Origin of the sequence: Cryobacterium sp. N21, assembly GCF_002929575.1 — a bacterium.
In the GTDB taxonomy this organism is placed as follows: Bacteria; Actinomycetota; Actinomycetes; order Actinomycetales; family Microbacteriaceae; genus Cryobacterium; species Cryobacterium flavum.
In genome coordinates this window covers 247780-270870 of sequence record NZ_PJJQ01000036.1, presented here as the reverse complement: position 1 = coordinate 270870, position 23091 = coordinate 247780, and the positions used below count along the sequence as shown (strand labels likewise).

At 64.6% G+C, this 23091-nt stretch carries 22 protein-coding genes; 11 read left to right on the top strand and 11 right to left on the bottom strand.

The genetic code is table 11. From position 1 onward, the window contains the following. Positions 1–126: 126 nt before the first annotated feature. The 8 genes from CXY77_RS17895 to CXY77_RS17860 all read right to left on the bottom strand — a co-directional run bounded on the left by CXY77_RS17895 (position 127) and on the right by CXY77_RS17860 (position 7731). Positions 127–438 carry a hypothetical protein gene (locus CXY77_RS17895; protein WP_104130649.1) on the bottom strand — a complete coding sequence of 104 codons (312 nt, stop codon included), beginning with the start codon at positions 436–438 and terminating at the stop codon, positions 127–129. After that, positions 431–859 carry a flagellar export chaperone FliS gene (gene fliS / locus CXY77_RS17890; RefSeq protein ID WP_104130648.1) on the bottom strand — a complete coding sequence of 143 codons (429 nt, stop codon included), beginning with the start codon at positions 857–859 and terminating at the stop codon, positions 431–433. The genes CXY77_RS17895 and fliS overlap by 8 nt, the downstream gene beginning before the upstream one ends. 5 nt (positions 860–864) lie before the next feature. Further along, positions 865–2238 carry a flagellar filament capping protein FliD gene (gene fliD / locus CXY77_RS17885; RefSeq protein WP_104130647.1) on the bottom strand — a complete coding sequence of 458 codons (1374 nt, stop codon included), beginning with the start codon at positions 2236–2238 and terminating at the stop codon, positions 865–867. A 113-nt stretch (positions 2239–2351) separates the two neighbouring features. Beyond that, positions 2352–3554, bottom strand: a complete 1203-nt coding sequence (locus CXY77_RS17880) for a flagellin (protein WP_304466269.1) — start codon at positions 3552–3554, stop codon at positions 2352–2354. 127 nt (positions 3555–3681) lie between these two features. Next, positions 3682–4971, bottom strand: a complete 1290-nt coding sequence (locus CXY77_RS21150; protein ID WP_369831315.1) for a flagellin — start codon at positions 4969–4971, stop codon at positions 3682–3684. A 197-nt stretch (positions 4972–5168) separates the two neighbouring features. Continuing rightward, entirely contained in the window at positions 5169–6305 is a 1137-nt protein-coding gene (locus CXY77_RS17870) for a flagellin (RefSeq protein WP_104130644.1), read from the bottom strand. A 182-nt stretch (positions 6306–6487) separates the two neighbouring features. Then, positions 6488–6823 carry a hypothetical protein gene (locus CXY77_RS17865; protein ID WP_140425579.1) on the bottom strand — a complete coding sequence of 112 codons (336 nt, stop codon included), beginning with the start codon at positions 6821–6823 and terminating at the stop codon, positions 6488–6490. Between the two features lie 74 nt (positions 6824–6897). Beyond that, positions 6898–7731, bottom strand: coding sequence for a sigma-70 family RNA polymerase sigma factor (locus tag CXY77_RS17860; RefSeq protein ID WP_104130642.1), 834 nt, complete (start codon positions 7729–7731; stop codon positions 6898–6900). Between the two features lie 309 nt (positions 7732–8040). Here CXY77_RS17860 and CXY77_RS17855 point away from each other — a divergent pair, with 309 nt between their 5' ends. The 4 genes from CXY77_RS17855 to CXY77_RS17840 are packed head-to-tail and all read left to right on the top strand — an operon-like array spanning position 8041 to position 11352. Next, on the top strand, positions 8041–8526 hold the full coding sequence (locus CXY77_RS17855) for a flagellar protein FlgN (protein ID WP_092339704.1): 486 nt from the start codon (positions 8041–8043) through the stop codon (positions 8524–8526). 34 nt (positions 8527–8560) lie between these two features. Beyond that, the gene (gene flgK / locus CXY77_RS17850; protein WP_104130641.1) at positions 8561–10012 is read left to right on the top strand and encodes a flagellar hook-associated protein FlgK; all 1452 of its coding nucleotides are present in this window, start codon (positions 8561–8563) and stop codon (positions 10010–10012) included. A 3-nt stretch (positions 10013–10015) separates the two neighbouring features. Further along, positions 10016–10957, top strand: a complete 942-nt coding sequence (gene flgL, locus CXY77_RS17845; protein ID WP_104130640.1) for a flagellar hook-associated protein FlgL — start codon at positions 10016–10018, stop codon at positions 10955–10957. Next, on the top strand, positions 10954–11352 hold the full coding sequence (locus CXY77_RS17840; protein ID WP_092339701.1) for a flagellar assembly protein FliW: 399 nt from the start codon (positions 10954–10956) through the stop codon (positions 11350–11352). Before flgL ends, CXY77_RS17840 begins: the two co-directional genes overlap by 4 nt. A gap of 62 nt (positions 11353–11414) precedes the next feature. Here the strand turns inward: CXY77_RS17840 and sufU are convergent, their stop codons facing one another. Next, entirely contained in the window at positions 11415–11909 is a 495-nt protein-coding gene (gene sufU / locus CXY77_RS17835) for a Fe-S cluster assembly sulfur transfer protein SufU (RefSeq protein ID WP_104130639.1), read from the bottom strand. Beyond that, positions 11906–13246, bottom strand: a complete 1341-nt coding sequence (locus CXY77_RS17830; protein WP_092339699.1) for an aminotransferase class V-fold PLP-dependent enzyme — start codon at positions 13244–13246, stop codon at positions 11906–11908. Before CXY77_RS17830 ends, sufU begins: the two co-directional genes overlap by 4 nt. Before the next feature lie 95 nt (positions 13247–13341). Here CXY77_RS17830 and clpS point away from each other — a divergent pair, with 95 nt between their 5' ends. Then, a complete protein-coding gene (gene clpS, locus CXY77_RS20775; RefSeq protein WP_092339698.1) occupies positions 13342–13626 on the top strand; it encodes an ATP-dependent Clp protease adapter ClpS in 285 nt (94 codons plus the stop codon). Further along, the gene (locus CXY77_RS17820) at positions 13623–14168 is read left to right on the top strand and encodes a DUF2017 family protein (protein WP_092339697.1); all 546 of its coding nucleotides are present in this window, start codon (positions 13623–13625) and stop codon (positions 14166–14168) included. Before clpS ends, CXY77_RS17820 begins: the two co-directional genes overlap by 4 nt. On the opposite strand, the gene CXY77_RS17815 is transcribed toward CXY77_RS17820, so the two are convergent. Then, positions 14150–15643 carry an NAD(P)/FAD-dependent oxidoreductase gene (locus CXY77_RS17815; RefSeq protein WP_233197506.1) on the bottom strand — a complete coding sequence of 498 codons (1494 nt, stop codon included), beginning with the start codon at positions 15641–15643 and terminating at the stop codon, positions 14150–14152. The two genes, CXY77_RS17820 and CXY77_RS17815, sit on opposite strands and share 19 nt — an antisense overlap. Before the next feature lie 237 nt (positions 15644–15880). Between CXY77_RS17815 and CXY77_RS17810 the strand changes: the two genes are divergently transcribed. The 5 genes from CXY77_RS17810 to CXY77_RS17790 all read left to right on the top strand — a co-directional run bounded on the left by CXY77_RS17810 (position 15881) and on the right by CXY77_RS17790 (position 23031). Then, positions 15881–16711 (top strand): FAD binding domain-containing protein, encoded by an 831-nt coding sequence (locus CXY77_RS17810; protein ID WP_233197505.1) that lies wholly within the window; start codon positions 15881–15883, stop codon positions 16709–16711. Next, entirely contained in the window at positions 16708–19557 is a 2850-nt protein-coding gene (locus CXY77_RS17805) for a molybdopterin-dependent oxidoreductase (RefSeq protein ID WP_233197504.1), read from the top strand. Before CXY77_RS17810 ends, CXY77_RS17805 begins: the two co-directional genes overlap by 4 nt. A 354-nt stretch (positions 19558–19911) precedes the next feature. Beyond that, positions 19912–20505 (top strand): amidohydrolase family protein, encoded by a 594-nt coding sequence (locus CXY77_RS17800; RefSeq protein ID WP_104130636.1) that lies wholly within the window; start codon positions 19912–19914, stop codon positions 20503–20505. A gap of 31 nt (positions 20506–20536) precedes the next feature. Further along, a complete protein-coding gene (gene pucL, locus CXY77_RS17795) occupies positions 20537–21442 on the top strand; it encodes a factor-independent urate hydroxylase (RefSeq protein ID WP_092339694.1) in 906 nt (301 codons plus the stop codon). A gap of 176 nt (positions 21443–21618) precedes the next feature. Further along, complete coding sequence (locus CXY77_RS17790) at positions 21619–23031, top strand: amidohydrolase family protein (protein WP_104130635.1); 1413 nt, start codon at positions 21619–21621, stop codon at positions 23029–23031. Positions 23032–23091: the final 60 nt, after the last annotated feature.

Below are 23091 nucleotides of genomic sequence, written 5' to 3'. Positions count from 1 at the left end.
TGAGCAATCCGTGCTCACTCCTTGCTATCGGTCGCCCCGACAGATGGGTAAGGAGTTCGTAAGAACATTCCCCAAGTTTGTTGCGCTACGGCGTGTCGCCGGTGTTTCACTACCCTCGAACGGGGGTCAGCCGGCCACATCCAGATAAACGGATGCCCGCACGTCGCGCTCCGGAGGCACCGACCGTACCGCCGTGAGGTGCCGGAGGGTGAGGGTGCGCGCCTGCTCGAGTTCACCGATGAGCTTCTGCTGGTTGCGCAGCAGGTCCTGCACTCGTGCGGCCAGCTCCGGCGGAATATTTCCGAGCCCCGTCGGCACCGTCCACTCCCCTACGGCCGCGACACCATCGCTGGTCGAGCCTCCTATAGACCGCGCCGCAGCATCCAGCCGATTCTCGAGGTCGTCGAGCGCGGCCTCCCAGATGGCCAGACTAGCCAATGCCGAGCTCACCGCCCAAACGCGCGATCGGTGCTGGCGCCGCCGGCAGCAGCTCGGCAGCTTCGTGCCAGGTGAGCCGCAGCGGTTCGAGCAGGGAGATGCACTCGCGAGTGCGAGCTGAGTCGCGGTGCGTATTCGCACTGACCATGGCGGTCGAGACATAGGTATAGAGCGAGAACAGCCCCTCGCCGCCGTCCCAGGCGTCGACGTTGAGCGAGGTACTCAGCTCCGATACGATGGCCTGGGCGTGAATCAGGTTGTCTGACGCGATCTGCCAGTCCTGGCGTTGCTGGGCCGCTTCGGCGCGGTTCAGGTCGAGCAGCAGGCGGTCGTAGAGCATGGTGAGAAGACGAACCGGTGTTGCCGAGAGAACCGCGTCGCGGTTGTAACGCGAACGCTGGGCGTTGGTTCCCATTGTCATAGTCATCATTTTCCGTTCGCGCTGTTGAGACCGTCAACCTGGGCGGTGAGCCAGGCGGATTGGGCGTTCATGTTGCTGAGCTGCACCTCGAGCGAGGCGTAGGTGCGTTCCAGGGTCGATCGGCGCGATGTCAGGCGCAGATCCCAGTTGTCGATCTGCGTGCCGAGGCTCTTGACCAGACTCTCCTGGCCGGTGATCTTGCCGGTGATCATGCCGTCGTACTTGTCGGAAGCGCTCGTGGCCGCGGCGGCGACACGGGAAGAGATCTCGGCCAGCACCTTTTCGACGTGCTCCGGGTCGTCTTTCATGGCGGCGGCGAACTTGTCGGCGTCGAATTCCATGGTGCCGCTCTTGGTGATGCTAATGCCGATCTCGCTCGGCGAGCGGCCGTCAACCGGGTACGACGCGGCGTCGAGGATCAGCTGTTTCACATCGCGCACAGTGCTGTCGCCGCTGAACACCCCGGCCGAGACCACGGCGTTGCCGCTCGTGTCGGTGCTGTTGACCACGGCCGACTTGGTTGAAATCAGCGCGAACACCGTGTTGAGCGAGCTCACCAGCTTCTCTGCGATGTCGCTGACCGCCGCGTTGTCGCGGGCGACGGTGATGGTGACCGGATCGGTGGAGACCTTCGATACCGTCACAGCCACGCCGGGAAGCAGGTCCGCGAAGGTGTTGGTCGAGGATGTGATGTTCTGCGCGGCGGCGGTTCCAGCCCAGAGGGCGACCTGCGCGTCCTGCGCTGCGGTGATCACGGCGGCGCCGGTGGCCTCGAGCACGTTGGTGGCATTGGCCAGGTCACCACTCGTGCCCTGATACAACTCGAAGGCACCGATGAGGCCGGTGTCATCAGCGACCAACTGCAGGCGATACTGCTTGTCGCCGGCGGCGTTGGTGCCCGAGGCCACCTTGGTGGCCGTGATACCAGCGCTCGAGGCATTGATGGCACTCGCGACGTCGTCGAGCGAGTTCGAGTCGGCTTCAATGTCGATGGCCACGCCGTCGCTACCCACGACGGTGAACGAGGTGCCGCTGAACTCCGTCATGGCGGCAGTTACGCCGGACTTTGCCTGCGCGAGAGCGCCCACGACAACGTCGAGCGACCCGGTGTTGGCGCCGGTGGAGACGGTGGTGGTGATGCTCGAGTTGCTGCTCGTGGCGGAGTAGAGGTTGAGCGCATTGGCGACGGTGTTCTTGGTCGCGAGTGTGGCGAGGCTGGCGATGGAGGCGTTCAGCCCCTGCAGCGCCGTGACAAACGTGTTGGAGGTGGTGACCTTGGCCTTGAGCAGCGTTTGCGGCCCGGCCTCGAGTTCCATGAGGGAGTTGATCAGCGAGGTGGTGTCCAGACCACTGATGAGCCCATCGACAGCGAGTGACACGGGGGTTCCCTTTCTGGTTGTCGAACCTGGGGTGGTAGGTGGGCGGCAGATGCGGGTTTTGTCCCGCATCTGCCGCCCAGCCAGATTAATGTGCGATCTGGGTTGTGCTGGTATTACTGGAGCAGCTGCAGAACGCCAGAGTTGCTCTGGTTCGCCTGTGCGAGCATGGCGGTACCAGCCTGCGACAGAATATTCGCACGGGTGTACTTGACCATCTCTTCAGCCATGTCGGTGTCGCGAATACGCGAACCAGCAGCGGTGAGGTTCTCCTTCGACACGGCCAGGTTCTTGATGACGCTCTCGAACCGGTTCTGGTCAGCACCAAGCGAAGCACGAGCAGTGGAGACGTTCGTGATCTCCTTGTCGAGGGTGTTGATGGCGCGTGCTGCGCCTTCAGCGCTCGTGAAGTCGAGTGCGCCGATGTTTGCCGTACCAGCCGTACCGACGCCTGTGATGCCCGTGGTTCCAGCCGCCACAGTAACCGCACCGGCCGCGTCCGAGTCAGTTGAGGCAATGGTGTACACGCCCGAAGCCCCTGTGGTCTTGAAATCCGAGCCCAGCTGGCTCTTGAGAGTCGCAAGGACATCCTCATTGGTGCGAGAAGCATCCTTGGCACCAAAATCTACTGTGACTGACTTTCCTGAAGCCTGACCGATTACCACGGTTCCAGTTACATCGGCTGCAGTGATTGCGACACCACTAGCAGTCTTACCGGTCAGCGCCGTAGTGCCATCGGCGGCAAAACCGGCTAGGGCATTCTTGATCGTCGCGACGTTTGCGCCATCGAGCTTAACCTTGATCTGGCTGCTCGAATCGCCGTTCGCGCCGACCTGGAAACTCAGATCTGCACCACCCTTCAGCAGGTCCGTACCGTTGAAGTTGGTGGAATCGCTAATACGCGTCAGTTCCTTGGTGAGCGCGGTTACCTCTGTCTGGATTGCTTCGCGCGACTCGGTGTTGTTCGAGTCGTTACCGGCCTGCACGGCCAAGTCACGAACACGCTGCAGAATCGACTGCACCTCGTTCAACGAACCTTCAGCAGTCTGGATGACGCTGACCGCGTCCTGAGCGTTACGGCTGGCAACCGTGAGGCCACCAACCTGAGACTTCAAACCCTCAGAAACTGCAAGCCCGGCCGCGTCATCCGATGCCCGGTTGATGCGAAGACCACTCGACAGCTTCTCGAGCGACTTTGAGAGATCGTTCTGTGTCGTGGCCAGGTTGCGGTACGCGTTGTTGGCCGCGACGTTGGTGTTTACTTGCATGCCCATAATGGATCCTCCGTGATGTGGGGCTAAATTCGCCGGCCCATCCATGGGCCAGCACTAATACTTATCGGCCGCGATCGCTCGGGGGTTAGTTTCCCGAGCGATCAGGACCTTGATCGACTGGCGGCATCCCTAGCGTTGTGAGCGAGTGGATGCCGCCGGTCAGGCACTCTTACTACTGGAGCAGCTGCAGAACGCCCGAGTTGGACTGGTTGGCCTGCGCGAGCATGGCGGTACCAGCCTGCGACAGAATGTTTGCACGGGTGTACTTGACCATTTCCTCAGCCATGTCGGTGTCGCGAATACGCGAACCGGCAGCGGTGAGGTTCTCCTTAGAGACGGCCAGGTTCTTGATAACGCTCTCGAACCGGTTCTGGTCCGCTCCGAGCGAGGCACGAGCCGTGGAGATGGCCGTGATCTGCGAGTCAAGTAGCTTTATTGCGTTAGCTGCCTCACCGGCGCTCGAGAACTTGAGCGCAGTGAGCAATTCCGATTTAACCTCTAGCACTTCGTTGTCGTTGTATGTCGCAACGCTTCCAGCTTGGAAAACCGGAGTGGCATTGACAAGTGCTTTTCCGTCCGTGGAAGCAGTGGCATCAGCAGCGTTCTGGGTCGTGTTGAGAGCGAATGTGATGGCCTTCTGAGTTGCTGCGGCATCCCCAACAAACGACTTCTTGAAGGTGTAGAGGCCGTCAGCCCCTTCCTCGATCGTATAGTCGCCTCCGAAGGCCGTGCTCAGAGCGCTCGATATTGCCGCTTGGTTCATGGATGCGTTCGTCGTACCGAGAAATACGTTCTTACCCACACCTGCCTGCGTCACGGTGTAATTTCCGCTCGCCTCTCCCGCTTTGAGGCTGACTACCGAACTGTCAAACCCTGCCACGGCTGCATCCTTCACTGTCGCGGCTTTGGCCGCAGTCGTGACTTCTGACGGAATACCATTGGCCAGTTTACTGACCACTGAACCCACGTCTGCCTTGGAGAGGTCCACCTCGATCTGGCTACTGCCGTCTCCGTTCGCCCCTACCTGAAAGCTCAGGGTCGGCTTGGTGCCGTCCAGCAGTTGAGTTCCGTTGAAGTTCGTGGACTCACTGATTCGCGTGAGCTCGGCGGTGAGGGCCGTTACCTCGGTCTGGATCGCAGCGCGCGACTCGGTGTTGTTCGAGTCGTTACCGGCCTGAACGGCCAGGTCGCGAACACGCTGCAGGATCGACTGCACCTCGTTCAAGGAACCTTCAGCGGTCTGAATAACACTGACCGCGTCCTGAGCGTTACGGCTGGCGACCGTGAGGCCACCGACTTGGGACTTCAATCCCTCAGAAACCGCGAGTCCGGCAGCGTCATCCGCTGCCCGGTTGATGCGTAGACCACTGGAGAGCTTCTCCAGCGACTTCGAGAGATCGTTCTGTGTCGTAGCCAGGTTGCGGTAGGCGTTATTCGCCGCAACGTTGGTATTTACTTGCATGCCCATTTGAGTTCCTCCATGAGTGGGTCGTGCTAAGCCGGCCCATCCATGGGCCAGCACAAACTACTATCGACCGCCGAGGGTAGGGAGTCAGATGACTCGGTACCCCCGATTGGGGCGGGGTGCGCCAGAAACGTGAGTTTTGTACTCAACGCTGATTGGCGCTCGGATCAGAATCAATCCAATGAGTCGTCGAACTACTGAAGCAGCTGCAGAACGCCCGAGTTGGACTGGTTGGCCTGCGCGAGCATGGCGGTACCGGCCTGCGACAGGATGTTCGCACGGGTGTACTTGACCATCTCTTCAGCCATGTCGGTGTCGCGTATACGCGAACCGGCGGCGGTGAGGTTCTCTTTCGAGACGGCCAGGTTCTTGATGACACTCTCAAAACGGTTCTGGTCCGCACCAAGCGAGGCACGAGCCGTGGAGACCTCGGTTATCTGGTTGTCGAGAGCAGTAATTGCTGCAGCCGCGCCTTTAGCGCTTGAGAAGTCCAAACCACCAATCGTGCTAGCCGTAGCCGTACCCGGTCCACCCGCCACAGATTGGACGACGGAGCCACCATCAATCGCCTTTGCATTGACGTTACCGCTCTCGTCAACGGTGGCAATCATCTGTGCCTTGAAGTTATCGTTGCTGTTCAGCGCGTCGACTACGTCTTCTGCGGTTGAAGAGGTCGTAAGTGCAGCAAGCTTGGTACTGCCCGTCACGACGATGGCGGTGCCACCATCGATTTTGAAGCTCAGGTCCTTGTACTTGGCTGTATCCGCGGCGGCGTATGCGTAGGACGTACCGACGTTGTCTGCGCCGATTGCCTTCGTGATGTCGGCGACGTTCGCACCATCGAGCTTGACCTTGATCTGGCTGCTTGAGTCACCGTTTGCGCCAACCTGGAAGCTCAGTTCGGGCTTGCTTCCGTCGAGCAGGTTGGTGCCGTTGAAGTTCGTGGAATCGCTGATGCGGTCGAGCTCGGCGGTCAAAGCCGTTACTTCGGTCTTGATCGCAGCGCGGGACTCTTCGTTGTTCGAGTCGTTACCGGCCTGAACGGCCAGGTCACGCACACGCTGCAGAATCGACTGCACCTCGTTAAGCGAACCTTCAGCGGTCTGGATGACCGAGACGGCGTCCTGAGCGTTACGGCTGGCGACGGTGAGGCCACCAACCTGAGACTTCAAACCCTCAGAAACTGCAAGCCCGGCCGCGTCATCCGCTGCCCGGTTGATACGAAGACCACTCGACAGCTTCTCGAGCGACTTGGAAAGATCATTCTGCGTGGTGGCCAGGTTACGGTACGCGTTGTTGGCCGCGACGTTGGTGTTGACTTGCATGCCCATGGTGAATCCTCCGTGAGTGGGTCGTGTTACACCAGCCCATCCATGGTCTGGCAACTCTTGCTATCGACCGTTTTGCCGTGGGGGTTAGATTCCGAGGCCAGATCGCCCGCTAGCGGGCCCCATACGCAAAGAAGACGCTGCCCCACGAAGGGACAGCGTCTTCAAGAAAAAGCAAGCAGCGGTTACGCGGCGGGGCGCAGCAGCTGCAGAACGTCGGAGTTCGACTGGTTGGCCTGGGCGGAGACCGCGGTGACCGGTTGGGCGAGAATGCTCACGCGGGTAAGGTCCACCATCTGCTCGGCCATGGCGTTGTTGCTCAGGCGCGACGCCGCCGCAAGGCTGTTCTCAGCCGAGACCGCCCGGGTCTTCCCCTCGAAGTCCACGCTGTCCGCGGTGACGGCCGGCTCGGATGACGTGAGTCCGCTCGAAATCGCAACGGTGGGCTGGGTGAGTGCGCTCTGCGCGGCGGCCAGTTTGCGGTAGGCGTCGGATGCTGAGGTATTGGTGTTGATCTGCATGACCATGAGGGTTTCTTCCGTGAGGTGTTATGAAGCCGGCCCATCCATGGGCTAGCGGTGAGATTACTGAAAAGTCAGGATGCTGCGCGTTCGACCGTGTCGAGCTGCAGGTGTTCGTGCGCGGTGCGGGTCATGCCGACCGTGGCGAGGTCGGCGAGTCGGGCGAGGTAGGCGCTGCGGCGAGCCGGAGCAATGCGCGACTCCGGCTGATACGCAGCCGCGGTTTCGATTTCGTCGGCGTAGTGCGTGCTGAGTCCGTCGCGCAGCAGGCGAATCGCCTCGGCGCGCATTTGGGAGACGGCGGAGTGCGTGGTGCCCAATTCGACAGCGATGTCTTTGACCGGGCGGTCATCGAAGTAGATCTGCTCTACGATGGCGCGCATCTTTTCCGGCAGGGCTGCGATGGCCGCCCGCAGGTAGACGAGACGTTCGGTGGAGAGCAGTGACTCTTCGGGCATGGCGGTGTCGGCCACGAGAAACTCGGCGGTCGTGTCGTCGAGGGCTGAGAGGGTGCGGGCCGCGTCGGCCAGGCCGGCCGCGGCGGTGTCGCGGTCAACACCGAGAGCATCGGCGATCTCGTTCACGTTCGGGGTTCGCCCGAGGGCGGCCGCGAGGGTGTCCTGTACGGCAAGAGTTTCTTTGATACGGCGGCGAGCGGAGCGGGTGGCCCAGTCGCTCGAGCGCATCTCGTCGGCGAAAGCACCGATGATACGGCGCCGGGCGAAGGCTCCGAAGGGAACCCCGAGGGTGGGGTTGAAAGCATCCGCTGAGGTAATGAGGGCAACAGCGCCGGCCGAGGCGAGGTCGTCACGGGAGAGGTGGCGAGCCTTGGCCCAGACCTCCGAAACGAGGTAGCCGACCAGGGGCAGATTCTCGACGACGAGGGCATTACGGTCAGTGCGATTCACGTGCGTCCCCCGAGCTTCTCATGCCAATTTTCGAATCTGCACGGAAGGGCTTACGTACCTCCCGCGAGAGGCCCCAATGCCTGCGAAATCAAAGCTACCCCCACTAGGAGGCAAATGGGTAGCGCTACAACGCCCATTTGGTACATTAATTCGTCCTCTCTTTAGAGGACACGGTTGGGCAATTCGGCAAGAAATCAGGCTATTTTGCCTAACCGCGATGTTTTCTCGGCCGATAGTGGCAACGAATGAACCAGAGCACACGCACCCGTGTAGCCCTGAGCGCGAGTGAAATTGTGGGCTGGAGGAGTCATGGGCGCCAACGAATTGTCTGCGTTGCTGTGGCGAGAACGTGAACTTCTCGAGTTGCTCGTGTTCAAACTCGAAGAGGAACAGCTTCTGCTGCAGGGCGGCAAGTCCCGCTGGCTGCAACACGCCACTCGCGAGGTTGAACAGGTTTTGAACCTCGTGCGTGAAGCCGGACTTGGGCGCTCCGTTGAGGTAGCCGCACTGGCTACCCAATGGGGAACAGCAGAAGACGCCACCCTGCGTGAACTCGCCGCCAATGCTCCCGCGGGGCCGTGGGGAGAAATCTTCGCCGCACACCTCAAAGCCATGGGCGATCTCACCAGCCAGATCAAAGAACTCCGCGACACCAACGAACGTTTTATTCGTGCCGCGGCCCGCTCTACCCAGGAGACGATGACCACGGTCAGCGCCAACCCCAAAACCTACGACGCCAGCGGAGTGACCGACGCCCCGGTGACCGCCGCCCGCATTTTCGACCGCAACCTGTAACTTTGCACGACCAACGAGAAGAACGGAGAACACGGTGAGCACATTTGGTGGCTTGAACACCGCGTACACCGGCCTCGTTGCCGCGCGCCAGGGCCTCGACGTGGTCGGGCAGAACATTGCCAATGCCAATACGGAGGGCTACACCCGCCAGCGCATATCGACCTCCGCTCTCGGCGCCACGGCCCCGACCGGAATCTTCACCCAGGGCGCCAGGGTCGGTGAAGGCGTTGCCATGGACGGCATCGCTCGCCTGGCCAGCGCCCAACTGGATGCCCGCGTGCGAGCAACCGCCGCAACCGCCGGCTATACGGCGGTGCGGGCCAACGCTCTCGCCTCGGTCGAAGATTCGCTCAATGAACCCGGCAAAAACGGCATCTCAGCCAAGCTCGACGAATTCTGGGCCGGCTGGCAGACCCTATCGAACGGCACCGACACCGCAGCCCCCGCAGCGCTGCTGCTCGGCACGGCCGGCGAACTGCTCACCCAGATCTCCGAGGGCTACCAGGCCGTTTCCGACGAGTGGTCGAACGTGCGCAGCGACCTGAACAATATGGTCTCGGAACTCAACGGCGCGGCCACCCAGGTCGCAGCGCTCAACGTGCAGATTCGCCAGAGCCTCGCCACGGGCGGTACGGCCAACGAACTGCTCGACCAGCGCAGCGCCCTCACAACCACGATCGCCGCCCTGACCGGGGCGAGCGTCACCGAGCAGGCCGACGGCACCGTCACCGTGCTCGTGGGCGGCAACGCACTCGTCTCCGGCGGCACCGCGCATCAGGTGCAGGTCACCGCCGACTCTCCGCGAGTGATGCAGGATAGCCGTGACGTAACCCTGGTGTGGGCCGACAACGCCGACACCGCCGTGACCATGGACCTGGGCGAAATGGCCGGCGCACTGTCTCTGCTCGGCGAGGCCAACGTCAGCGGGTCCGGTGGCGCGCTGGCTGAGGCTGCCGCGTCGTACAACACGTTTGCGACCGAACTGAAGGCCACGGTCAACGACATCTACAAGACCGGCTTCAACCAAGACGGCGACGATGGCTTCGAGTTCTTCTCGTCTATAGATGGCGCACCCGCCGCACAGGCTCTCAGTATTGTGCCGAAATCATCCGCTGACATGGCCGTACGCGCATCCGCTGACTCTGGCGCCTACGACGGCACCATAGCGGATGCCATCGCCCAGCTCGGCGCCGGATTCGCGACCGACGTCGACGGCGCGATCGTCTCGCCGAGCACCACCTGGTCGGACTTTGTCACGAAGACCGGCGTGCTCACTCAGACCGAGCTGCAGTCGGCGGCGCTGGCCAGCTCGACGGCATCGGGCGCTGCCAACCAGCAGCTCGCCAACTCCTCGGTCGACCTCGACGAGGAGAACGTCAACCTGCTGATGTTCCAGCACGCCTATCAGGGAGCGGCCCGCATGATGACGGCCGTCGACGAGATGCTCGACACGCTCATCAACCGCACCGGATTGGTCGGGAGGTAACTCATGGTCGATCGGGTAACCACCCAGACGCAGATGCGCGCTGCCCAGCGCAACCTGCAGGAGAACATGACGCACCTCGCGCGGTTGCAGGAGCAGGCCAGCACGCTCAAATCCATCAACCGTTCCTCGGACGATCCGACCGCGGCCGCCGCGGCTATGGCGGTGCGCGCCGAGATGCGTGCAGTCGATCAGTACAGCGCCAATGCCGACAACGGCAACGACTGGCTGACCACCATCGAATCCTCGCTCGGGTCAGTGTCGGACATCATGAACCGCGTACGGGACCTCACCGTGCAGGGCGCCAATTCCGGCTCGCTGTCAGCGACGGCCAAAGAGGCCATTGCGATTGAGATCGACGGACTCAAAACCGATCTCCTCTCGCAGGCCAACACGAAGTTTCTCGGGCGCAGCGTCTTCGCCGGCAACTCGGATGATGCTATGGCGTTTGCCGCAGCGGGCACCGACAGCACCGGAGCGACGATCTACGCATACTCGGGCGACACGGCGGGCGCAAGCAGCGTCGAACGGCGCATCAGTGCGACGAGCACCGTGCGGGTCGACGCAGCAGGCGCGACGATCTTCGGCAAGGATGACGAAAACACCGGCTCGTCATCGGTTTTCGCATTGCTCGACAATATTGTCGCTGACCTGCGCTCGACCAACAGCGCGGTCAACGTGGGCTCTCGCCTTGAGGAACTCGACACAAGGATGGCCATCATGACCGGTCAACGCAGTGAAATGGGTGCCCGCCAGGTGCAGATGGAACGCGCCCAGTCGACCCTGCTCGAAAAGACCGGCACACTGGATGCCCAACGGTCCGGCATCGAAGACGCCGACCTGGGCCAGGTCATCATTGATTTGAAACTGCAGGAAGTGACCTATCAGGCCGCACTCGCTGTTACCGCCCGTGTACTTCAACCAACCCTGATGGACTTTCTCTCATGACGACTACCCTCACCAGCCCCACCCTCAGCTTCGTCTCTCCCCCGCCCGGGCTGGCGCCACTCACCGACTTCGTGCTCAACGAGATCGAGGGGGCCGCTGGACTCTACTCGCTGCAGGCATCCGCTCACCCGACCACGCGCCTGTTCGTTCTCGACGCGGCCATCTTTCTGCCCAACTACACCCCGGCGATCTCGAGCGAGCAGTCGATCGCGTTGTCGCTGACGACGCCCGACGATGCTCTCGTGCTCGTGGTCGTCAACCCCGGCGAGAGCACCACGACGGTGAACCTGATGGCGCCCATCGTGGTCAACGCCCGCACGGGCGCCTGCGCGCAGCTCATTCTGGACGACCAGGACTGGCCGCTGCACGCCGAGCTCGGCACCGGCGAAAACTGAGGCCTGGCCCACTTTCCGGGCCCGGGCCCGGTCGATCTGAGCGGGCCGCAGGCACGAGCAAACTAGTGCGACTCAGCGTCGATCAGGGCAGCCTCGAAGGCGACCCAGGGCAGCATGGCGCACTTGACTCGGGCCGGGTAACGCGAGACTCCCCCGAAGGCGGCGGCGTCGCCGAGAATCTCCTCGTCGGGCTCGATCTTTCCGCGGGAGCGCAGCATCTCCCGAAAGTTGTCGAGCAACGCGCGTGCCGAGGTTACGCTGAGACCGCGCAGGGTGTCGGTCAGAATCGAAGCGGATGCCTGCGAGATCGAGCAGCCCTCGCCGGTCCAGACCAGGTCGGTCACGGCAGAATCCGTTTCAGCGCCGACGCCGAGCGAGACGCGCAGGGTGACCTCGTCACCACAGGTCGTGTTGATCTGGTGCGATTCGGCTACCCGCAGGCCACCGGCCGCGCCGAGAGCCACGGCCTCGGCGAGTGGCGTGAGTTCGACCGCCCCGTGCCGGGCTTTGGCGTGCTCGAGAATGATCGTCTGATACAGCTGCTGCAAGTCACTCATTGCTTGACTCCGAAGAAGGGGGCGACCTCGGCGAGGGTGGCCAGAAACAGGTCGACCTCATCGGTCGTGTTGTAGAGATAGGTGCTCGCGCGGGTGGACGCGGTCACGCCGAGTCGGCGATGCAGGGGCTGCGCACAGTGATGGCCGACCCGCACGGCGATGCCGGCGTCGTCGAGAAACTGACCGACGTCGTGCGCGTGCACTCCGGCGACGTCGACGGCGGCAAGTCCCAGGCGTTCCACGCCGAGACCGGGGCCGAGCAGCCGTACACCGGGGATTTCAGCCAGGCCGGCAACCAGGCGCTGGCCGAGCTGGGCCTCCCAGGCGTGCACTCGATCCATGCCGGTTTCGCTCAGGTAATCGACGGCCGCGGCCAGGGCGATGGCCTGCGAGATGCGCTGGGTGCCGGCCTCGAAGCGCTGCGGCGGAGCGAGAAACTCAGCTTGAGTCATGTCGACGGTCGTGATCATCGACCCGCCGGTGAGGAACGGCGGCATGTCGGCGAGCAGTTCGGCTTTACCGTAGAGCGCGCCGATGCCCGTGGGGCCGAGCATCTTGTGGCCCGAGAAGACGGCGAAGTCCACGTCGAGCGCCTTGACGTCCACGGGAAGGTGCGGCACGGTCTGGCAGGCGTCGAGCACGACCAGCGCACCGACGCGGCGGGCCAGGGCCACGAGTTCGGCCACCGGGTTGATGGTGCCGGTGACGTTGGAGCCGTGGGTGAAGGCGAGCAGTCTCGTGTGGGGGCCGACAACATCCGCTGCGGCCAGCAGGTCGAGTGTGCCGTCGTCGAGTACGGGAATGAAGCGCAGCGTGGCACCGGTGCGCAGGGCGAGTTGCTGCCAGGGAATGAGGTTGGCGTGGTGTTCCATCTCGGTGACCACGATCTCGTCACCGGCGCCGAGGCTGAAGCGGCGGGCGGCCGGGCCGCCGAGGCCGAGTGAGGCGTTGGAGAAGCTGTAGGCCAGCAGGTTGATGCCCTCGGTGGCGTTGGAGGTCCAGACGATCTCGTCGGTCTGGGCGCCGACGAACGCGGCAACCTTTTCGCGGGCGGCTTCGAACCCCTCGGTCGCTTCGACGGCGAGCGTGTGGGCGCCGCGGTGCACGGCCGCGTTGCGCTGCTCGTAGTATTCCTGCTCGGCTTCCATCACGCTGATCGGATTCTGCGAGGTGGCTCCAGAGTCCAGATAGACAAGCGGATGCCCGTTCACCGTTTGGTGCAGCACCGGAAAGTCGTTGCGAATGCGCTCAACATCGATGTTGGTCAGCGGGGCCAGCTCAGGGTGCTGAGCGCCGTGGGCTGGGGACAAAGCGGACGATGGTGCAAAAGACGTCATACTCAAGGATATTCCCTCGCCCCGAACCCGCACGCCGCGCGGGCAAGTATGACGCGGCGGTGGAAAACCCGGCGGGAGCGTGTGAGGCTTATGAGGTGACGCAGACTACCGAACAGACCGACCTTCGCGAGGACGTGTCACTCGACCGACCGTGGGTGACCCTGGTCTGGGACGACCCGGTGAACCTCATGTCCTACGTGGCCTACGTCTTTCGCAGCTACTTCGGCGTCTCGCCCAAGCAGGCCGAACGGCTCATGCTGCAGGTGCACAATAACGGCCGCGCCGTCGTGGCCACTGGCAATCGCGAATCCATGGAACGTCACGTCGAAGCCATGCACGGCTACGGCCTGATGGCGACGCTGGCGAAGGCCGACGAGTGAGTCGATTCACCACTCAGCCGGATGGCACCCTGCACGGCCGCTTCGAACCGATCGAAGCCGACCTGCTGCGCCTCGCTACCACCCAGCTTCTCGAGATGCTCGACTCGGGTGCCGATGACCCCTCTCTCGCCGCGAGCGACGGAATCTTCGGGCGCCTGCTGCCCGACGCCTACCGCGACGACGACGACGCGGCCGCCGAGTTTCGCCGGTTCACGGCGACCGACCTGCTCGATCGCAAGGCGCAGAACGCCCAGGTCGTGCTGAATTCGCTGGGTTCCAGTGAAGCGGATACCGACACTCCCGATTCCTCCCCCGACGACGACAGCGACGACCTCCAGCCGCTCACGATCAGTCTCGATCCCGATGCCGTGCAGGCCTGGCTGCGAAGCCTCACCGACCTGCGGCTGACCCTCGCCGACCGGCTGCAGATCACCCCGGACGGGGTCGTGCACCTCCTTGGTGACAACACCCCGTTTCTGCGCGAACTCTACGAATGGCTCGGTATGCTGCAGGAAGAACTCGTCTACACGATCGACGTCTGACCATCCCGCGTGGCCGAGCGATCGGCGTGCTCGGCCAGCAGGGCTCGTGCAGCGAGTCCGATCACGGCGCTGTAGGTGGGGTAGGCGAATCGCACGTTTGCCAGCGTGGCCACGTCGATCCCGGCAGCCATCGCCGTCGTCACGGACTGAATGACCTCCACGGCGTTTTCACCGACCGCGTGGGCGCCGAGAATGAGCTCCCGCCGGCGGTCGGCGATGAGCTTGAGGAATCCCCGCTGGCGATCATCGATCACCGCCCGATCCAGCAGCGAATAGGGCACCACCGTTACGACGCACAGCTCGTCGCGCCGCCGGGCATCGGCCTCGGTCAGACCGACACCTGCGTAGTCCGGATCGGTGAACCCACCCGCGGGAAGCAGGTGGTGCGGGGTTCGTCGATTGGCATCCAACACGGCGTTCTCGGCCGCGGCCTCTCCTTCGAATTGTGCGGCCTGCACGAGCATATCTCGGCCGTTGGCGTCGCCAACAGCGAAAATGTGCGGTACCGAACTTCGAAAATACGCATCGACGGAAACGGACGAACGACTCGTGAGGACACCGGCATTTTCCAGTCCGAGGTCACCGATATCCGCAGGCCAGCCAGTGGCCATGATCACAGCGTCGAAGCTGCTCGCACTCTCGAGCCCGTTCTCCCGCCAGGTCAGTGTGATCGAGCCGTCAGCGGCGCGTTGAAGTCCGTCAATTCCGTCGATGCCCAGGCGGAGTATGACACCTTGCTCGACGAAAGCCTGGGCGACGGCGTGCGAGACGGACTCGTCAGACGTGGCGAGCACGCGGTCGGCCACATCGAGCAGGGTCACAGCCGAGCCGAAGGAACGAAACACAGTGACCAGTTGGGCACCGGTGTTTCCCCCGCCGATCACGGCCAGGCGACTGGGAACACTCGGAAGGTCGAGCACGTGCTCCGGTACCGTCGCGAGCTCAGCTCCTGGAACCGGCAGCCGCCGGGAATGACCGCCGACGCACACCAGTACGGCACCGGCGGTCACCCGACGCCCAGATTCCAGTCTGAGCGTGGAGGCATCCAGAAAGCAGGCGCGCCCCTCAAGAATGAGTTCCACACCGGCGTCAGCGAATCGCGTCGCCTCATTTTTCATCAAACGCACCCGGTCAACGGTTTGCCGGACGCGGACGACGGTGGCGGGCCAGTCCAGGGGGCGCTCGGACACGGAGATGCCGTACGCGTTGGCGGTGCGGATCTCCCGCATGAGCCGAGCCGTTTTCGCCAGTACGCGGGTGGGTACGCATCCGGTGTTCACGCACGTGCCGCCGAGACGGTCAGATTCGCAGACGGCGACGGATGCGCCCAGTTTCGCCGCGCGCAGGGCTGCAGCGGTTCCAGCCGGGCCGGCACCGATCACGACCACATCGAAATGATCAGGATCCGGCCGGTTCGAATCGGCATCCCGTTGTTCGAACGGCATCGTGTGTTCGGAGGTTGGGCCAGCGGTCATCTCGGTCTCCCACCGTCGTAATCGACCAAATAATGACAGCGTCGGCTGGGAATCAACCTGCGGGTGCTCTCGTGTCTGCTAATCCCGGGCCGCCAAAGGTAGTCTGGTCCCGACCAGGCGGGGCGCCTACTCCCGTGCTCGCTTCGCCCTCGTGAACTCAAACCGTGTGCCAGCGCCGCTCGCATGGATGCGCCACCGCATAGTGAGTGGGATTCACAGCATCCAACGGAGACAACAATGGACCTCAGTACCGTGACCCGTATCATCCCGGCTCGAACGCGCAGCGACCTCATCGCGCTCGGGCCGACCGTCGTACCGTTGGCCGGGGGATCCGAGCTGTTTGCCGACCCGCGCGCCCACCTCAGGGCACTCGTCGATTTGCAGACCCTGGGGTGGCCGGCGCTCACGATTACCGAGGATGGCCTCGAGATCGCGGCAACATGCACTCTGGCCGAGCTCTCCCGGCTGCCCATGCAGGCCGGGTGGGCGGCGCATCCGCTTTTTTACCAGTGCTGCACGGCCCTGTTCGGCTCATTCAAGGTGTGGAATGTGGCGACGGTCGGCGGCAACCTGGCCACCTCGCTTCCAGCCGGGCCCATGATCACCCTCGCCGTCGCGCTCGATGCCGAGCTGCTGGTCTGGCGCGGCGACGGCAGTGACGAGGTCGTACCGGCCCGACAGTTCGTCACCGGCAATATGACCAATGCGCTTGCGGCCAATGATGTGTTGCGTTCCATTCGAGTGCCGCTGACCTCGCTGCAGGCCACGACGGCGTATCGCAAGATTGCCCTGTCACCGCTCGGACGCTCGGGCGCGGTGTTGGCCGGGCGGGTCGACGCCGACGGCGACTTCGTGCTCACGGTCACGGCGGCGACGCTGCGCCCCGTGCAGCTGCGGTATTCGGAACTGCCCGCCGCCGACGTTCTCGCCGGCGATATTGCCGCGATCGACTGCTGGTTCACGGATGCCCACGGCGCCGCCGACTGGCGACGCGCGATGGGACTGCTGCTCGGCGAAGAGATTCGCGCCGAACTCGCCGCCTCGACCGACGTCGCAAGTCAGTCATGACGCTGGAGCAGGCCGCGATGGTCGCCACCGTCACCTTCGAGGTCAACGGCACCCGGGTCGAGGCGACGCCCGCTGCCGGCCAGTGCCTGCGCACGCTGTTACGGGAGCAGGAACACTTCGAGGTGAAGAAGGGCTGCGACACCGGCGACTGCGGCACCTGCACGGTGCAGGTCGACGGCACACCAGTGCACTCCTGCATCTACCCGGCGTACCGGGCGGCCGGAAAGCAGATCACGACCGCGGCCGGCCTCGGCCAGCCCGGCAATCTCGCGCCCGTGCAGCAGCGTTTCGTCGATTCCGCGGGCTTTCAATGCGGCTTCTGCACGCCCGGCATGGTCGTGACCGCCGCCGCCATCGAAGCCGATGCCGACACCGAACCGGGCGCGTTGCCGCGACTGCACGACCTGCCCCGACTACTCAAGGGCAACCTCTGCCGGTGCACCGGCTACCGCTCGATCACCGACGCAATTACCGGCCAGCACACCCCGCCGGAAGGCTCTTGCCACGTGGTGCCCGGGCGCGAACAGTCGGACGCATCAATGCTCGGCCGGGTGCGTGCGACCGGCCGAGCCGGCCAGGCCGTCGGCCCGGTCGGCACCTCCTCCGGGGCGATCGCCGGAGAACGCGTGGTCTGCGGGCTCGAGCCGTACACCCTCGATGTGGCTATTCCCGGGCTACTGCACCTTGCTGTGCTGGGCAGTCCGCACGCGCATGCACGCATCCGCTCTCTAGATTCCACCAGGGCGGCCGCACTGCCCGGCGTGCACCGCGTGCTCACCCACGCCGACTCCCCCGCGACGCTGTTCTCCACGGCACGGCATGAAAGCCGATTCGACGACCCCGACGACACCCTGGTCTTCGATGCGACGCTGCGCTTTCGCGGACAGCGGGTTGCGGCGGTCGTGGCCGACTCGGTCGCCATCGCCGAGGCCGCCTGCCGGCTGCTCGAGGTTGAATACGAGCTACTCGATGCCGTGTTCGACCCGCAGCTGGCCGGCGCTCCCGGTGCGCCGCTCGTGCACGGCGACAAGGACCCGGTCGTGTCGCGCCTGGCCGACCCTCGGCGCAATCTGGCCGCCGAACTGCACGGCGAATACGGCAACGTCGAGGCCGGCCTCGCCGAGGCCACCACCATCGTCTCCGGCAGCTGGCAAACCCAGCGCATCTCGCACACCCACCTCGAAACCCACGCCACAATCGGCTGGCTCGAGCAGGGCCGGCTGAACTTGCGCACGAGCTCGCAGGTGCCGTTCCTGGTGCAGAAGGAGATCTGCCGTCTGTTCGACCTCGAACCGGCCGATGTGCGCGTCTTCACCGCCCGGGTCGGCGGCGGCTTCGGGGGCAAGCAGGAGCTGCTCACCGAAGACCTCGTCACCCTCGCCGTGCTGAAAACCGGGCGGCCGGTGCAGTACGAATTCACCCGCACCGACGAGCTCACCATCGCCCCGGTGCGGCATCCCATGACGCTGGACGTCACCCTCGGAGCCACGGCCGACGGCCGCCTGACCGCCCTGAAACTCGGCGTGCTCGCCGACACCGGCGCCTACGGCAACCACGCGCCCGGTGTGATGTTCCACGGCACGAGCGAGTCCGTCGCGCTGTACAACGTGCCCAACAAACAAGTAAATGCCCAGAGCGTCTACACAAACAACCCCCCGTCGGGCGCCTTCCGCGGCTACGGCCTCGGCCAGATCATCTTCGCCATCGAGTGCGCGCTCGACGAACTGGCCCGCAAACTCCACGTGGACCCGTTCGAACTGCGCCGACTGAACTCGGTGCGGCCCGGCGACCCGCTCGTGGTCACGCACGAGGAAGGCCCCGACCTGATCTTCGGAAGCTACGGCCTCGACCAGTGCCTCGACCTGGCCGAAGCGGCGCTGAAGCGTGGCAATGGGACCGTCGTTCCGGCCGGGCCCCCGTGGCGGGTCGGTACCGGCATGGCGTCGTCGATGATCGCGACGACGCCGCCGCGCGGCCACCGGTCGCAGGCATCCGTTCAGCTGCTCGCGGGCGGCCGCTATCTGGTGCGGGTTGGCACGACCGAATTCGGCAACGGCACCACGACCGTGCACGCCCAGATCGCCGCGACGGCCCTGCACACGACGGTGGACCGCATCGATTTGGTGCACTCCGACACGGATGCCGCCGGCTACGATTCCGGCGCGTTCGGCTCGGCCGGGGTGGTGGTAGCCGGCAAAGCCGTGCTCGCCGCGGCGACCGCGCTGGCCGAGACGCTCGGTTCAGCCGCGGCGTCGCGCAGTGGGTCGGCCGACGTGACGTGGCAGCTCGAACGGGATGGGCTGCGCGCGGCGGGCACGGTCGTCTCGCTCGACGAGCTTGCCTCCTGGGCGACCGCCAACGACATCGATCTGACCGCCACGCGGCGCGAAGACGGAGCGCTGCGCTCCCTGGCCTTCAACGTGCACGCCTTTCGCGTGGCCGTGAACACCGACACCGGTGAAGTGCGCATTCTGCAGTCGATCCAGACCGCCGACGCCGGCTTCGTCATGAATCCCGAGCAGTGTCGCGGGCAGATCGAGGGCGGCGTCGCACAGGCGCTCGGTACCGCCCTGTTCGAGGAGGTGCTGCTCGACGGCGCCGGCGCGGTGACGACCCGAGTGCTGCGCAACTACCACGTTCCCCAGCTGGTCGATCTGCCGGTCACCGAGGTCTACTTTGCGCAGAGTCACGACGTGCTCGGGCCTTACGGAGCCAAGTCCATGAGCGAATCGACCTACAACCCGGTCGCGCCGGCGCTGGCCAATGCGGTGCGTGACGCGATCGGCATCCGTCCCACCGAGTTGCCGATGTCGCGAGACCGCATCTGGCGGTTGCTGCACGGTTGAACGGATGCTGCGGGCCCGGGTCGCTTAGGCCGGCTCGCGTTGGGCGATGGTGGCCTCGACAGGCTCGACCAACGGGTGTGGCAGGTCGCGTGGGCAGGCTGCGTCGGGCGATGGCTGTCTCGGGAGCAAAAGCGGCCTGATCCGGCGGCAGAATGGCGGAGTTCCCCGAGCCGGCGCGGGCCTGTCGCCCCCACTTCGCGGCGCGCGGCAGTTGATGGCCCCAGCCGCGCAATATTCCGGCCGGATCACGGGGCAGGTCGGGCACGTTTCCAAATCCCCAAATGGGCTGAATCTGATTTCAGTAGGGTGAAAACAGGCACAGCAACCGCCGGTATTCACACCCGGGAGGACCCTATGACCGACCCCGATCTCGTCATCCGCTCCGAACGGGTACTGACCGCGCAGGGCTTCATTCCGGCCGCCGTCTGCGTCACGAACGGGGTCATCACCGCGATTCTCCCGATCGATGCGGTCATCGACGCCCCGTCAAAAACGGATGTCGCCACCCCCGACCAAGCGCCGACCGCCACCGCCCTGCGTAAGGTGCGCCTCGCCTGGGGCGGAATCTCCGGCCTGCATGTCAGCCTCGCCGCGGTGTGGTCGGCCGGCCTCGCCCGCGGCCTCGGCCTGGAGCAGGTCGTCGAGTGGATGAGCGCGGCCCCGGCCCGCTTCGTTGGCCTCGCCGGTCACGACGGCCTGGCCGGCAAGGGTGCCATCGCGGTCGGAGCGGATGCCGACCTCGTCGCGTTCGCCCCGGCCGAGGAGTTTCTCGTCGACGCCGAATCCTTGCGGCACAAGAACAAGGTCAGCGCCTTCGACGGCGCACTTCTGGTCGGCCGGGTGCATACGACCTGGCTCGCCGGACGCGAGGTGTTCTCGGTGTACGACGACGTGGCCGGGCGGCCGACCGGAGCGTTGCTCATGCCCGAGGGCGGCATCCGTTTCTAGATCTATTCGAACAACCAGCAGGGAGCACCAGATGTCGATCGTTCTCGGATCCAACCGTTATGGCAAGGCGGAGAACCGCATCGTGCGCATCTACCGGGATACGCCGCGGCATGAGATCCACGATGTGAGCGTGTCGACGGCGCTGCACGGCGATTTCGCGGCGGCGCACCTCGTGGGCGACCAACTGCACGTACTGCCGACCAACACGCAAAAGCAGACCGCCTACTCGTTCGCGAAGGAGAAGGGGCTGCTGTCGATCGAGAGCTACGGCATCGACCTCGCCACGCACTTCGTCGACCACATCGAACCCGTCGCGGGGGCGCGCATCGAGATCGAGGAATTCGCCTGGGAACGCGTGGTCGTGGACGGCGCCGAGCACAACCACACCTGGATGCGGCGCGGCCAGAAAACACGCACGGCGGCGATTTCGGTCGAGGGAACCGGGCCGGCGCAGCAGGTGTGGGTGGTCGGCGGGCTGAAGGACCAGGTGATTCTCAAGTCGACAGGGTCGGAGTTCGCCGGATTCATGCAGGATCCGTACACGCTGTTGCAACCGACCAACGACCGGGTGATGGCCACGTCTTTGACGGCGGGCTGGCGGTTCATGACCACCGACGTGGATTGGGAGGCGATCTATGCCGGCATCAAGCAGATTCTGATGACCCAGTTCGCGCTCGTACACTCTCTCGCGCTGCAGCAGACGCTGTACCGCATGGGCGAGGCCGTACTGGAGGCGTATCCGCTCATCGCCGAGATTCGGCTGTCGGCGCCGAACAAGCATCACTTTCTATACGACCTGTCGCCGTTCAACGTGGCGAACAACGACGAGGTGTACCACGCCGCCGACCGGCCCTACGGACTCATTCAGGCGACCATCACGCACGATGATGCGTCCGACGCCGGTCCCGCCTGGGATTCGTATGCCGGGCTGGTTTAGGTGCTGTGGGCGGCGCGGCGTGACGGGCCGCCCGAACGAGTGGGGCTCGGTTTTGCCGGGCGGCTCGGCGACGTCGGGCCCGGTTCCGGTGGGCACCGTGCAAATCTGCGGAGAGTTTCACGAGATGGTGCCGAAATCGCCGATCTCCCAGGTTCGAGGCGATAATCTCCGTAGATATGTACGAAGCATCGGGTAGCGCGGTCTTTGGCGGCCACATCTTTCACATTGCCGACGCGCCGACCGTGGATCAGGCCCGTTCGCACCTCGTTTCGGTGCCCGACGGCGCCCTGGTCACGACGGCGGGCGGCACGATCGCCTGGGTCGGTCCCTTCGCCGAGCTGCCGACGGCGTTCGCCGCGCTGCCGGTGACCAGGACCGGGTACATCCTGCCGGGGTTCGTCGACACCCACATTCATTTTCCGCAGACCTACACGACGGATGCCTACGGCGGCGGCCAGCTACTGGAATGGCTCGACGAGTGCGTGTTTCCGGCGGAGTCCCTGCTGGAAGACCCGGGGTTTGCGCGACAGGTGGCGCGGGATTTCACGAGAAGGCGGGCATCCGTCGGCACGACCAGCGCCCTCGTGTTCGGGTCGGCGTTTGCGCCGGCGCAGGACGCGCTGTTTGAAGAAACCCAGGCGGCCGGCCTGCGGCTGGTGAGCGGGCGCGGCATCCAGACCGTGGGCACCGACTCGGCCGCCACGCTCCTGACTAGCGAGGAGCAGGCTCTTGAGCTCGCGGCCGCCGAGATCGACCGCTGGCACGCCGTCGACACCGGTACGGCCCAGACCGCGCTGCTGCAGGTCGCGATCGTGCCGCGATTCAGCCTTTCGGTGACGCCGACAACCCTGGCCGGGCTCGGCGAACTCTACGACTCGGTGCGCGGGCGCGGCGTCTACTTTCACAGCCACCTCAACGAGAACGACCGGCCCGATACCGGCGAGATCGCCGCCGTGCGATCGGTGTACGGCACAAAAACGTACCTCGACACCTACGACGGATGCTTCCTGCCGGGCTCAGCCCGCGGCGGCACCTCGCTGCTCGGGCGGCGCAGCATCCTGGCGCACGCCGTGCACTGCCAGGACTCGGAGCTCGCCCGCCTGGCCGACACCGGCACGTCGATCGCACACTGCCCGACCTCGCAGGGGTTCCTCGGCTCCGGCACCATGCCGTGGCGTCGCACAACGGGTTTCGGCGTGAATGTAGCGATCGGAACGGATGTTGGCGGCGGCGACGAATGGCTCGTCGCGCGGGTGCTCAACGACTGCTACAAAGCACATTTGTCGGAACCCGGCGAGGCCGGCGTGGCGATCGACCCGGCCGCGCTGCTGTTCACCGGAACCCTTGCCGGCGCGCGAGCCCTCGACATGGAGGACCGGTTCGGCAACTTCGATCTCGGCAAGGACGCGGACTTTCTGCTCATCGACCCCGATCGCTGGGAATCGCTCGCGCTCGTGCTCGCAAACGCCGTGCGGGCCGACGACGCCGCGCTGGCCGCTGAGCAGACCCTGTTCGCGCTGCTGCTAGCTTTACGGGAGCCCGCGATCACCGGGGTGTATGTGCGCGGTCGCCGGGTGAGCGTGGAGTAGTCGCGGGGTGGTGCATCCGCCCAAGACTCACGCCTCGGCGTTCGAAACTCACGGCTCGGC